Origin of the sequence: Kitasatospora sp. NPDC056273, assembly GCF_042268845.1 — a bacterium.
Classification (GTDB): Bacteria; Actinomycetota; Actinomycetes; order Streptomycetales; family Streptomycetaceae; genus Kitasatospora.
On record NZ_JBHJSJ010000008.1, the window covers coordinates 213,468 to 225,357 of the forward strand.

General features: G+C 72.2%; 12 protein-coding genes and 1 tRNA gene. 5 read left to right on the forward strand and 8 right to left on the reverse strand.

What is annotated here, in order from left to right:
• Positions 1–131 precede the first annotated feature (131 nt).
• A complete protein-coding gene (locus tag ACFCY1_RS10615; RefSeq protein WP_049654704.1) occupies positions 132–494 on the forward strand; it encodes a cupin domain-containing protein in 363 nt (120 codons plus the stop codon).
• A gap of 46 nt (positions 495–540) precedes the next feature.
• Here the strand turns inward: ACFCY1_RS10615 and ACFCY1_RS10620 are convergent, their stop codons facing one another.
• From ACFCY1_RS10620 to ACFCY1_RS10640, 5 genes are all read right to left on the reverse strand, one after another.
• Positions 541–1,326 carry a hypothetical protein gene (locus ACFCY1_RS10620; protein WP_375874185.1) on the reverse strand — a complete coding sequence of 262 codons (786 nt, stop codon included), beginning with the start codon at positions 1,324–1,326 and terminating at the stop codon, positions 541–543.
• Entirely contained in the window at positions 1,323–1,874 is a 552-nt protein-coding gene (locus ACFCY1_RS10625) for a SigE family RNA polymerase sigma factor (RefSeq protein ID WP_053112304.1), read from the reverse strand. Before ACFCY1_RS10625 ends, ACFCY1_RS10620 begins: the two co-directional genes overlap by 4 nt.
• 107 nt (positions 1,875–1,981) lie before the next feature.
• Positions 1,982–3,262, reverse strand: coding sequence for an Ig-like domain-containing protein (locus ACFCY1_RS10630; RefSeq protein ID WP_375874186.1), 1,281 nt, complete (start codon positions 3,260–3,262; stop codon positions 1,982–1,984).
• Between the two features lie 202 nt (positions 3,263–3,464).
• Positions 3,465–3,803 (reverse strand): hypothetical protein, encoded by a 339-nt coding sequence (locus ACFCY1_RS10635; RefSeq protein ID WP_063780291.1) that lies wholly within the window; start codon positions 3,801–3,803, stop codon positions 3,465–3,467.
• A 513-nt stretch (positions 3,804–4,316) separates the two neighbouring features.
• Entirely contained in the window at positions 4,317–5,717 is a 1,401-nt protein-coding gene (locus tag ACFCY1_RS10640; protein ID WP_049656493.1) for a cystathionine beta-synthase, read from the reverse strand.
• 228 nt (positions 5,718–5,945) lie between these two features.
• Between ACFCY1_RS10640 and ACFCY1_RS10645 the strand changes: the two genes are divergently transcribed.
• The 3 genes from ACFCY1_RS10645 (at position 5,946) to ACFCY1_RS10655 (ending at position 9,541) form a co-directional block, all read left to right on the forward strand.
• Positions 5,946–7,028, forward strand: a complete 1,083-nt coding sequence (locus ACFCY1_RS10645; RefSeq protein ID WP_375874187.1) for an SGNH/GDSL hydrolase family protein — start codon at positions 5,946–5,948, stop codon at positions 7,026–7,028.
• A 63-nt stretch (positions 7,029–7,091) separates the two neighbouring features.
• Positions 7,092–8,312 carry an acetyl-CoA C-acetyltransferase gene (locus ACFCY1_RS10650; protein WP_375874188.1) on the forward strand — a complete coding sequence of 407 codons (1,221 nt, stop codon included), beginning with the start codon at positions 7,092–7,094 and terminating at the stop codon, positions 8,310–8,312.
• Positions 8,313–8,602: 290 nt separating this feature from the next.
• Positions 8,603–9,541, forward strand: a complete 939-nt coding sequence (locus ACFCY1_RS10655) for a hypothetical protein (RefSeq protein WP_049656499.1) — start codon at positions 8,603–8,605, stop codon at positions 9,539–9,541.
• Positions 9,542–9,634: 93 nt separating this feature from the next.
• Here the strand turns inward: ACFCY1_RS10655 and ACFCY1_RS10660 are convergent, their stop codons facing one another.
• From ACFCY1_RS10660 to ACFCY1_RS10670, 3 genes are all read right to left on the reverse strand, one after another.
• Complete coding sequence (locus ACFCY1_RS10660) at positions 9,635–10,033, reverse strand: hypothetical protein (protein WP_375874189.1); 399 nt, start codon at positions 10,031–10,033, stop codon at positions 9,635–9,637.
• 86 nt (positions 10,034–10,119) lie between these two features.
• Complete coding sequence (locus tag ACFCY1_RS10665; protein ID WP_375874190.1) at positions 10,120–11,004, reverse strand: Bax inhibitor-1/YccA family protein; 885 nt, start codon at positions 11,002–11,004, stop codon at positions 10,120–10,122.
• A gap of 139 nt (positions 11,005–11,143) precedes the next feature.
• Positions 11,144–11,225, reverse strand: a tRNA-Leu gene (locus tag ACFCY1_RS10670).
• Between the two features lie 288 nt (positions 11,226–11,513).
• On the opposite strand from ACFCY1_RS10670, the gene ACFCY1_RS10675 reads away from it, so the two are divergent.
• A partial coding sequence (locus ACFCY1_RS10675; RefSeq protein ID WP_375874191.1) for an ABC transporter ATP-binding protein occupies positions 11,514–11,890 on the forward strand: 377 nt, incomplete at its 3' end.

Here is an 11,890-nt window from a genome sequence, read left to right on the forward strand (position 1 = left end):
GCCCGGCCCCGCCCCGGGATCGACCACCCAACGTGACCGATTCCCGATCCGGGCGCAGACTGGAAGGGCCAGCAGGGCCGGCCCGGCCACCCACTGGCGGCCGGGCGGTCCTCGCGGGAGAGGAGTGCGCCATGTCCGGTCTCTACCAGCGGAACTTCGACGATCCCGAGGAAGTCCGCCCCTTCGAGGAGGGCACGGGGGAACTGCGGCTGGTCAACCTGGACGGCGGCCCGGTGGGCCGGGCCGTGTTCGAGCCGGGTTGGCAGTGGTCCAAGCACGTGAAGCCGATCGCCGGGACCGAGAGCTGCCAGGCCGCCCACGCCGGGTACGTGCTCTCCGGCCGGATGAGGATCGTCATGGACGGCGGCCAGGAGGCCGAAGTGGGCCCCGGCGACTTCATGCTCTGCCCGCCCGGGCACGACGCCTGGACCGTCGGTGACGAGCCCTGCGTGATCGTCGACTGGCAGGGCTTCGCGGACTACGCGAAGCGGTGAGCGGAGCTGTGAGCGGAGCTGTGAGCAGACCTGTGGGCGGACCGGGTCACAGCTGCTGCGGGGCCCGCTCGTCGGCGCCGTCGGCGGTGGTGCCCGGCAGCTCCGCCAGGAGCCTGCCCTCGGAGTCGTACGCCGCGATCGCCGGGCTCACCGGACGCCGGTGGGCGGCCGGATCCGCCTCCGGCAGCGGCGGCAGCACCACGTAGTAGCCGATCCACCGCTGCATTCCGACGGTGCTGACCAGGGTGGCGACGGTCGCCCTGCCCCCCGTGAACGCGACGATCCTCGCCGGGGCGACCGGGCCCAGGTAGAAGCTCGCGACGATGAAGCGGTCGCGGTCGCCGTGCGACTGGGCGTAGAGGGCGGGTCTGTCGTGCTCCAGGTTGTCGCTGCGCACGTCCCGGCAGTCCGTGCCGGAGTCGGAGCCGTCCGGCTGGTAGTTGTCGCACTTCTCGAACGGGCTGACCCACATCCGGGCGCCGGCCGCCATCTCGATGCGCTGCCCCGGGCCGACCTGCCGTACCGGCGAGAGCGGCAGCGGCGTGGCGGTGGCCGTGGGGCTCGGCGTGGCGGTGGGCGTGGGGCTCGGGACGGCGACGGGGCTGAACGCCGCCCCCGCCTCGCCCGCGACCTGCCCGACGTGCCGGGCGCTGCCGGCCGTCACCGCCGTCGCCCCGCAGACCAGCGCCACCGCGACCGCGACCGCGGCGGTCCCGGCTCTGCGCCTGGCCCGGCGCCGTCGGGCGGCGGCGATGATCGGCACCGGGTCCGGCCCGGTCGCGTACGGGTCCTGGTCCTTGAGCAGTTCGCCGAGCCGGTGTTCGAAGCTCATACCGTCACCTCGATGTGCGTCGTGGGACTCGCCGTCACGCCGGAACGGTCGGCGAGTTCGGGCAGTGCGCGCAGCTTCGACATGGCCCGGTGCAGCGTGCTCTTCACCGTGCCCTGGGCGATGCCCAGTTCGGCCGCGACGGCGGCCTCGCTGAGGTCCCCGTAGTACCGCAGCACGACGACCGTCCGCTCCCGGCGGGTGAGGGTGCCCAGCGCCTGGTGCAGCAGGGCGCGTTCGGCCTGCCGCTCGGCGAGGTCGTCGGAGAGCGGCCGGTCGGGGGTGTGCTCGACGGGCAGCTCGTGGTTGCGCAGTCGGCGCCACCAGTCGCGGTGCTGGTTGACCACGATCCGGCGGACGTACGCGGTGGGGTCGTCCCCGGTGATCCGGTGCCAGTGCAGGTAGGCGCGCTCCAGCGCCGACTGCACGATGTCCTTGGCCCGGTCCGGGTCGCCGGTCAACAGCTCGGCCAGCCGCAGCAGTTGCCGACCGCTCCCGGCGACGAACTCGCTGAACTCGTCGTCCTGCCGCTGTCTCTGCTCGCGTTTCACACCCGTCCTACTCCTCGGGCGGACCGCGAGGTTCGGTCCGCCCGGGGAGTTTTTCCGACCGGTGGGTCTTCCGACCGGGGTCCGGCCGGTCGGGGTGCGGGGCCGGGTCAGACGGCGCTGCCGGCCTTCCAGGCGGCCCAGCCCATGTTCCAGCCGTTCAGGCCGTTGTCCGGGGCGACCGTCTTGTCGCCGGAGTTCACGACCTCGACCACGTCGCCGACCATCGAGGACTTGTAGAACTTGAAGCCGTCCGTACCGCTGTCCTGGGCGCCCTTGGTGTCCCGGAGGCCGATGCAGCCGTGGCTGGTGTTCTGGCCGCCGAAGATCGACGGCGAGGACCAGTAGTTGCCGTGGATGAAGGTGCCCGAGGTGCTGAGGCGCTGGGCGTGCGGCACGTCCGCGATGTCGTACTCGCTGCCCAGGTTGACGGTCTGCGAGTTCATCCGGGTCTGGGTGTACTGCTCGGAGATCACCATCTTGCCGCCCCAGGTCATGTGCTCGGGCGAGCCGCCGGAGATCTTGTAGACCGCGCTGACCTGGCCGTCGGTGGTGACGGTGAGCTTCTTGGCGGCGAGGTCGGCGACGCTGGTCTGGGCCCGGCCGATGGTGAAGCTCACGTCCTTGGACTGGGTGCCGTACACGCCCTTGGCGCCCTCGACGTCCTTGAGCCGGAGCTTGAGGGTGACCTTGGTGCCCTTGGCCCAGTACTCCTGCGGCCGGAAGTCGAGGCGGGTGCTGGAGAACCAGTGGCCGACGATCTCGACGCCCGGCTCGGCTATCACGGTGATCGCCTGCTGGACGGCCTTGCGGTCGGTGACCGGCTTGCTGAAGTTGATCGAGACCGGCATGCCGACGCCGACCGTCGAGCCGTCCTCGGGGGTGAAGTAGCCGACGAAGGTGTTGGCCGGGGTCGCCGTGGTGAAGACGGCGTTGGAGTCCGCCTCCAGCTTGTCCTTGTCGAGGGCGGTGGCGGCGACGGTGTACTTGGTGCCGCTGGCGGGGGCGGCGGCCGAGGTCCAGCCGGTGCCGTCGGCGGAGAGCTGGCCGGCCAGCTCCTTGCCGGCGGTATCGGTGACCTTGACGCTGGTCAGGGTGCCGTTGGCGACGGCGACCTTGACCGGCTCGCTGAAGCTCGCGGAGGCGGCGCCGTCGGCCGGGGTGACGGTGATGACCGCGGCCGAGGTCTTGGGGGCGCTGCTGCCCGTGCCGCCGGAGGCCGGGGTGCCGTTCGCGCCGCCGGAGCCGCCGCTACCGCCGCTGGCGCTGTTGGCGCTGTTGTCGTTGCAGGCGGTCAGCAGCAGGACGGGCGCTCCGATCAGGCCCGCGAGGACCCCGCGTCGGCTCCAGCTGCTTCCGGCCGCCCGTCCCTGACCGTCCCGTGCCGTCACGTCGCGTCTCCCTGCTGATCATCCCGGGCATTACGGATACAGAAACGCAATACGCCCGTTCACGGTTCCATCACCGAAGGGTAAGCGATCGTATGAGATGACCCAACTTCCCGACGAACAGGGACAAAACGCCCGGCCCGCGGAGCGGACCGGGCGTTCACGGGCGGTGACGGTGAGGACCGTCACCCGACGGTTCCCCGCCCTACTCGGCGGAGCCTTCCACCGCGTACTCGTCCCACTCCTCGTCGTCCGGGTCGAACTCGGTCTGCGCCGACTCCCAGGTCGCCGAGGCGAGCTCCACGCCGGGCACGTCGCCGAGCAGCGCGACGGGGTCGATGAAGTGGGCGAGCGAACCCGACGGGTCCACCTCGATGGCCTCGACGGACTGGGCGCGCTCCTCGTCGTCGAGGTACTCGTCGGCGGTGACGGCCTCCAGGGCGGCCGCCTTGAGCGCGCCCTCGTCGGTGATCTCCGCGATGAGCTCGATCTTCACCCGGACGTAGCGCGGGGCATCCTGGTCGGTCGTTTCAGTGCTGGTCATGCGTGCGAGCGTACGGGACGGACGCGCCCGGCGCGGCGCACGGGCGGCCGCTCGGAGTGCACCCCGCGCGCCCGGCGTGAACGGCGCGAACGGAACGTGCGACGGCGCGAACGGAAGGGGCCGGTCCCTCGGAGAAGGACCGGCCCCACCGTTCCCTGCCTGGGCTCCCCCACCCGGGAGCCGCGGGACACGCGCCGTGCGGCGCGGTGCTGCCGCGGGAGCCGCCGCACCCTGTCGACCGGCCGGGGCCGGTCAGGGGCGGGACGACGGCGCCTCCCGCGGCGGGAGGACACAGCGGCCGGGTCAGGGCCACCCGATGTGTCCGGAGCCGACCGCGGTCGCCGGGGAGCCGCTCCCGGACGGTTGCCGTCGCCTCACTCGGCGTCCTGCCGTTGACCACCACGATGCCCGAGCCGTGTTAACCACGTGCTGCGGACAGGTGACGCCGGTGTACCACTTCCCCCGTGGACGAATCCTCCGCATCCATCCGCGGGGGGCGGTGGTGACGCCGGGTCAGTGCTGGGCGCGGCCGGTCAGGAAGCCCAGCAGGTCCTGGCGGGTGACGATGCCCTGCGGCTTGCCCTCGACCAGCACGACGGCCGCGTCGGCCTTCTCCAGCACGGTCATCAGGTTGGTGACGGTCTCGCCCGAGCCGACCACCGGCAGCGGCTTGGACATCACCTTGTCCAGCGTGTCGGTGAGCTCGATGTCCTTGGCGAAGATGCCCTCCAGCAGCAGCTTCTCCACCACCGAGCCGATCACCTCGCCGGCCATGATGTCCGGGTGGCCGGCGCCCGGGGAGACCACCGGCATCTGCGAGACGCCGTACTCGCGCAGCACCCGGACCGCCTCGGCGACCGTCTCGTTGGGGTGCATGTGGACGAACTGCGGGACGCCGCCCTGCGCGAGGGACTCCTTGCGGGCCAGCACCTCGCCGATGTGCGCCTCGTCGGTGGCCGAGGGCAGGAAGCCGTAGTCGGCCATCCAGTCGTCGTTGAAGATCTTCGACAGGTAGCCGCGACCGCCGTCCGGCAGCAGCACCACGACGACGTCGTCCGGACCGAGCTTCTTGGCGACCTCCAGCGCGGCCACCACGGCCATGCCGCAGGAGCCGCCGACCAGCAGGCCCTCCTCCTTGGCCAGGCGGCGGGTCATCTGGAACGAGTCCTTGTCGGAGACCGCGACGATCTCGTCCGCGACACCGCGGTCGTAGGCGGTCGGCCAGAAGTCCTCACCGACGCCCTCGACCAGGTACGGCCGGCCGGTGCCGCCCGAGTAGACCGAGCCCTCCGGGTCGGCGCCGATCACCTTGACCTTGCCGCCGGAGGCCTCCTTCAGGTAGTTGCCGGTGCCGGAGATGGTGCCGCCGGTGCCGACGCCCGCCACGAAGTGGGTGATCTTCCCGTCGGTCTGCTCCCACAGCTCCGGGCCGGTGGAGTGGTAGTGCGAGGCCGGGTTGTCCGGGTTGGAGTACTGGTCCGGCTTCCAGGCGTTCGGGGTCTCCCGGACCAGGCGGTCGGAGACGTTGTAGTAGGAGTCCGGGTGCTCCGGGGCGACGGCGGTCGGACAGACGACCACCTCGGCGCCGTACGCGCGCAGGGTGTTGATCTTGTCGGTGGAGACCTTGTCAGGACAGACGAAGATGCACTTGTAGCCCTTCTGCTGGGCCACGATCGCCAGGCCGACACCGGTGTTGCCGGAGGTCGGCTCGACGATGGTGCCGCCCGGCTTGAGGGCGCCCGAGGCCTCGGCGGCCTCGATCATGCGCATCGCGATGCGGTCCTTGACCGAGCCGCCGGGGTTGAAGTACTCGACCTTGGCCAGCACTGTCGCGCTGATGCCCTCGGTGACCTTGTTCAGCTTGACCAGCGGCGTGTTGCCGACGAGGTCGATGATCGAGTTGTGGTACCGCACGGGGATCCTCCCGGTCTGTGGGCATGCGATTTCGGTACTGCGGAGTTCGGTACTGCAAAGCGTAGGGCGTGGCACCCGCCCCGCGGCTCCCCTCCTGCACCCCTCCCCCAATGGCCCACCCCCAGCGGCACCCCCGGTACTCCCGCCCTCCGCACGGGTAAGAGCGCTGTGCAGGCATGGCCGTGGCCCCGGAGGGGCCGGCAGGAGAGCACGTGAAGGGGGCACCGGATGCCAGGGGCACGGGACTCGCGGGCCCGGGTGGCCCGCCGGATCGCCACCGCGGCGGCGTACGGCGGCGGCGGCCTCGGCCTGCTCGGGGTGGGCGTCGTCGGCCTGCTGGTGACCGAGAGCAGACTCGCCATCCAGGCCATCGGCGTCCTGGAGACCGTCCCGCCCAAGGCGGACGGCGTCTACGGGGAGGCCTTCGCCGACCGCGCCGCCGACCCGCAGGCCCCGCTCGTGCTGGCCGTCCTCGGCGACTCCACCGGCGCCGGCCTCGGCGTGGCCCGGGCCGGCGAGACCCCGGGCGCGCTGCTGGCCGCGGGCCTCGCCTCGGTGGCCGAGCGCCCGGTCCGGCTGGTCAACGTGGCCCGCTCCGGCGGCCGCTCCGCCGACCTCTCCGGCCAGCTGGAGCAGGCCCTGCCGCACCACCCGGACGTCGCGGTGGTCATGGTCGGCGCCAACGACGTGACCCGGCACAGCCCGGCCCAGCTGGCCGTCCGCCAGCTCGGCGAGGCCGTCGCCGCCCTGCGCGCCAACGGCTGCGAGGTGGTGGTGGGCACCTGCCCGGACCTCGGGACGATCAAGCCGGTGCGGCCGCCGCTGCGCTGGGTGGCCCGCCGGCTGAGCCGGCAGCTGGCCGCCGCGCAGACCATCGCGGTGGTGGAGGCGGGCGGCCGGACGGTCTCACTGGGCTCGCTGCTGGGCCCGGAGTTCGCCGCCCGCCCGGAGATGTTCGCCGCCGACCGCTACCACCCCTCCGCCCAGGGCTACGCGACCGCCGCGATGGCCGTGCTGCCCTCGGTCTGCGCCGCGCTCGGGCTCTGGCCGGAGGAGGAGCGTCCTGCCACGGCCGTCCCGGGCGGCGCGGTGCTGCCGGTCGCGGTCGCGGCCGCCACGGCGGCCGGCCGGGAGGGCACCGAGGTGGCGGCCGTACCGGCGGAGGGCACGGGCCGCCGCTGGGCCCAGTTGAGGCAGCGGCTGCGGATCGGTCTGCCCGGCCCGGAGAGCGGGAAGGAGCCCGGTACGACCCCCGACGGGGGCCCCGGGAATACGTCGGCCAGCTCACACGCTGCGGCGGGTGACGCCTGATCTACCAGGCGGTAACTTTCCTCCCGGACGTCAGGTCCGCCGTCACCCAGCGAGGAGCCCGCCATGCCCGAAGCCGTCATCGTCAGCGCCACCCGTTCGCCGATCGGCCGGGCCTTCAAGGGCTCGCTCAAGGACGTCCGCCCGGACGACCTGACCGCCCACGTCATCCAGGCCGCCCTGGCCAAGGTCCCGCAGCTCGACCCGCGCGACATCGACGACCTGATGCTGGGCTGCGGCCTGCCCGGCGGCGAGCAGGGCCACAACCTGGCCCGCATCGTGGCCGTCCAGATGGGCATGGACTACCTGCCGGGCGCCACCATCACCCGCTACTGCTCCTCCTCGCTCCAGACCACGCGGATGGCGCTGCACGCGATCAGGGCGGGCGAGGGCGACGTCTTCATCTCGGCCGGCGTGGAGACCGTCTCGCGCAGCGTCAACGGCACCTCGGACGGCCTGCCGGGCACCATGAACCCGGTCTTCGACGAGGCCCAGGCCCGTACGAAGAAGCGCGCCGAAGAGGGTGGCGGCGACTGGCACGACCCGCGCGAGGACGGCCTGGTGCCGGACGCCTACATCGCGATGGGCCAGACCGCCGAGAACCTGGCCGCGCTCAAGGGCATCACCCGCGCCGAGCAGGACGAGTTCGGCGTCCGCTCGCAGAACCTCGCCGAGGCCGCCATCAAGGCCGGCTTCTGGGAGCGCGAGATCACCCCGGTGACGCTCCCGGACGGCACCGTGGTCAGCACGGACGACGGCCCGCGCGCCGGCGTCACCCTGGAGGGCGTGGCCGGCCTGAAGCCGGTGTTCCGCCCCGACGGCACCGTGACCGCGGGTAACTGCTGCCCACTGAACGACGGCGCGGCCGCGCTGGTGATCATGTCCGACACCAAGGCCCGCGAGCTGGGCATCACCCCGCTCGCCCGGGTGGTCTCCACCGGCGTCAGCGCGCTCTCCCCCGAGATCATGGGCTACGGCCCGGTCGAGGCCTCCAAGCAGGCGCTCAAGCGGGCCGGCCTGACCATCGGTGACATCGACCTGGTCGAGATCAACGAGGCCTTCGCCGCCCAGGTGATCCCGTCCTACCGTGACCTCGGCGTCGACCTGGACCGGCTGAACGTCAACGGTGGCGCGATCGCGGTCGGCCACCCCTTCGGCATGACCGGCGCCCGGATCACCACCACGCTGATCAACTCCCTGCAGTGGCACGACAAGCAGTTCGGCCTGGAGGCCATGTGCGTCGGCGGCGGCCAGGGCATGGCGATGGTCGTCGAGCGCCTCAGCTGACCCTCCGGGCGCCCTCCGAAGGGTCTGGACCACCCATTTGGAGTGACGCAGCGTAATTGAGGGCCGGATCACACCGAGAGGTCGATCCGGCCCTCATTTCGTTCGTTTTCGACCCGGAAATCGACACTGCGGAGCGGATCAACTCCACTGCGTAGAACGGTGTTACCTAACAATTTGGGGACAAGAGCGAAAGTCCGGGATGAATTGGACATTCGCCCCTGCGGTAACAGCCCCGCATGCGGCAGTGTGGACACGTAACCCCGTTCCGCTCCTCGCTAGGAGTACGTTCCGTGAGCGCCGTCTACACCATCCTGCTGCTGATCCTGATCGCCGTGTCGACCGCCGTGCTGCTCCACCTCCGCGGGCTCTCCCGCCGGCTGGACGCACGGGCCGCGGCCCCGTCCGCGCCCGCACCCGTGGACGAGGCCGCGATACGCCGGGCCGTCACCGAGGCGCTCGCCGCCGACCGCGAGCGGGAGATCACGGAGGCCCGGGCGTTCTGGGCCGAGCAGGAGGCCCGCGCGGCCGAGGACGCGCCGCTGTTCGACTCCCCGTTCTCCGGCACCTTCTCCGGCACCGAGGAGTGGCCGCTCTTCTTCCCCCGCCCCACCGGCCCGCAGGACGCCGTCGACAACGCCGGGACGATGGACCCGGAGTTCGGCGAGGCGCTGCGCTCCGCGCTGGAGGACCTGATCAACGAGGGCGGCTCCGCCCCGGCCGAGCCCGGCGGCGAGGGCGGCGTGCCGCTGCGCCCCGGCCACCCGGCCGGCGAGACCAAGGACGCCCGGGCCCGCCGCGAGGCCGACCTGCTGGCCACCGGCCTGGAGGCCGGGCTGCTGGACGCCGACCAGGCCGTCGAGGAGGCCCCGGTCGCCGCGCCCGACCCGCGCCGCCACCCCTCGCACCCCGACTTCGTGCCCAGCCAGGCGCCGTCCCGGGAGTGGACGGACAGCCGGCTGGCCGCCCTCGCCGAGGAGGCCGTCGCCCTGGTCGACGTCCGCCCGGGCCCGCTGGGCACCCTGGACGTGTACGCCTTCGCCGACGGCACCACCCTCTGCGTGGCCCCGGGCGACCGGGAGGCCGCCTACCGGCTGATCGACGCGGTCCGCGCCGGTGAGCACGTCCGGCTGCTCGGCGGCTCGCGCTTCTCCGGCTCGTACTCGCTGACCTTCTCCACCGACGAGGAGGCCGTCTACGTGCTCGCCGACCGGGTGGTCGCCAGCATCTGACACCGGATCACCAGCAGCAGCGCGCCGAAGGCCGGCCGGGTCACGGGGTTACCGACCCGGCCGGCCTTCGGCGTGTCCGGACTCCTCCGGGCCTCAGCCGCAGAGCGCCGCCGTCTCCCGCACCGCCGCCACCGCCCGGGCCAGCACCGCGGCCGCCGCCACCGGCCCCTCCGGCAGCCCCACCGGGGCGTCCTCCCGCAGCCCCGTGAGCGCGGCCGCCAGGTCGTGCCCGGCGACGGCCAGCTGGTCCCCCACCGCGAAGGCCCCGGCGTCCGGGAACTCCCGCCGCGGGCCGCCCTCCACCGCCGCCGTCAGCGCGACCAGCCGCCGGGCCAGCTCCAGCGCGGCCGCCGCCCGCGACCCGTACCCGGGCACGGCGCCCAGCAGCCTGCTCTGCGGCAGCGAGCGGAAACGATCCGCCAGGGACTCGACGGCTTCGACCAGGGGGTCCACGTCCAGGGGCGCTACGTCGTGGGGCTCTACGTCATGCATGGCAGCGAGCCTAGGCGAAAAGCCGCCGGGCCCCGGAGCGAGTCGCTCCGGGGCCCGGCGGCAGTGGTTCACGAAGGAAGGGACCGTCAGTCGTCGCCGCGCAGGATCGCGATCAGCCGCAGCATCTCCATGTAGATCCAGACCAGCGACAGGGTCAGCCCGAAGGCGGCCCGCCAGGACTCCCGCTGCGGGGCGCCCTGGGCGATGGCCTCCTCGATCGCCGCGAAGTCCAGCGACAGGAAGAAGGCGCCCAGGCCGATGCCGACCAGGCCGACCACGATGCCCAGCGGGCCGGAGCGCAGGCCCATGTCGGCGCCGAAGGCCATCGCGATCATGTTGACCATCATCAGCAGCACGAAGCCCAGGGCGATCGCGATGCCGATCCGCTGGTACCGGGCGGTGACCCGGATCCGGCCGCTCTTGTAGGCGAACAGCATCGCCCCGAAGACCGCCGCCGTACCCAGCACCGCCTGGATCACGATGCCGTTCAGCATGGTGTTGAAGGCGTGCGAGACGGCGCCCATCGCGAAGCCCTGGAGGGCCGCGTAGGTCAGGATCAGCGGCGGGCTGACGCTGCGCTTGAACGAGACCACCAGGCCGACGACCATGGCCACCAGGCTGGCGGCGATCGCGAAGCCGAAGTTCTCGAACGGCAGCGCGAACCAGGCCACCGCGCCGGCGACGACCAGCGTCAGCAGCGTCATGGCGGTGCGGGCGACCACGTCGTCCAGCGTCATCCGCCCGGTGGCCGCCGGGCCCGCCGAGGGCCCGTTGTACAGCTCGTAGAGCTGCTCGTCGGTCATGGGCTGGCCCTGCGGCTGCTGCTGGGCGTAGGGCGTACCCGCGTAGGGGTTCTGGCCGTACTGGTTCTGGCCGTGCTGGGTCCCGGCCTGCGCGGCACCGAACCCCGCGTAGCCGGAGTCGCGGGTGAAGGACCCCTCCCGCGAGAAGACCGGGTTGCTGCTTCTCATTGCTCATTCCCTCCGTGGCGGCACTGCACCGCCCATGCACAAGGGTAATGGCTTGGCAAAAATTCCGGGATACGCCGCGAGGAGGATCCGGTGAACAACGACCGGCGGGGACGCCGTCGCGCCCCCGCCGGGTGATCGGTGCCCGGAGCCGGACTCGAACCGGCACGGCCTCGCGGCCAAGCAGTTTTAAGCTGCCCGTGTCTGCGTTCCACCATCCGGGCGTCTGTGGGACCCCCTGAGCCTAGTCTCCCGGATCACCCTTTCGCATGTTCCCAGCCCCGGAAGTTGTCATGTTTCCTTGCCATCTGACGAACTGTCCGGGATTCGGCCACGAAGGATATCCGTTCCGGCCACCCGTCCGCCTCAGGGTTCACGTCATACCGCAGGAGGAGGGGGTCGCCCGCCCCTACGCCCAGCGGTGGTAGGACCAACCGTCCGGCGGAGCGACGCAGAACCATGATCACGTCGCGGAGCATGGAGGTACAAGTCCGCGAGCACTAGGAGTCCCCGTGACCACGTCGACCGCAACCGCCGTCCGCACCGGCCTGGCGGCCGCCCGAGCCACCGGCCTGAACAAGGTCTACGGGGAGGGGGAGACCCGCGTCGTCGCCCTCGACAACGTCAGCGTCGTGTTCCCCCAGGGCGAGTTCACCGCCATCATGGGCCCCTCCGGCTCCGGCAAGTCCACCCTCATGCACTGCATGGCCGGCCTCGACACCGTCACCTCCGGCTCCTCCACCATCGGCGACACCGAGCTCGTCGGCCTCAAGGACAAGCAGCTCACCCAGCTGCGCCGGGACCACATCGGCTTCATCTTCCAGGCCTTCAACCTGCTCCCCACGCTGACGGCCCTGGAGAACATCACCCTCCCCATGGACATCGCCGG

Bases quoted from the DNA above. Each gene is read 5' to 3' on its own strand.
- ACFCY1_RS10615 (WP_049654704.1), top strand. From the start codon at position 132: ATGTCCGGTCTCTACCAGCGGAACTTCGACGATCCCGAGGAAGTCCGC.
- ACFCY1_RS10620 (WP_375874185.1), bottom strand. From the start codon at position 1,326: ATGAGCTTCGAACACCGGCTCGGCGAACTGCTCAAGGACCAGGACCCG.
- ACFCY1_RS10635 (WP_063780291.1), bottom strand. From the start codon at position 3,803: ATGACCAGCACTGAAACGACCGACCAGGATGCCCCGCGCTACGTCCGG.
- ACFCY1_RS10645 (WP_375874187.1), top strand. From the start codon at position 5,946: ATGCCAGGGGCACGGGACTCGCGGGCCCGGGTGGCCCGCCGGATCGCC.
- ACFCY1_RS10650 (WP_375874188.1), top strand. From the start codon at position 7,092: ATGCCCGAAGCCGTCATCGTCAGCGCCACCCGTTCGCCGATCGGCCGG.
- ACFCY1_RS10660 (WP_375874189.1), bottom strand. From the start codon at position 10,033: ATGCATGACGTAGAGCCCCACGACGTAGCGCCCCTGGACGTGGACCCC.
- ACFCY1_RS10665 (WP_375874190.1), bottom strand. From the start codon at position 11,004: ATGAGAAGCAGCAACCCGGTCTTCTCGCGGGAGGGGTCCTTCACCCGC.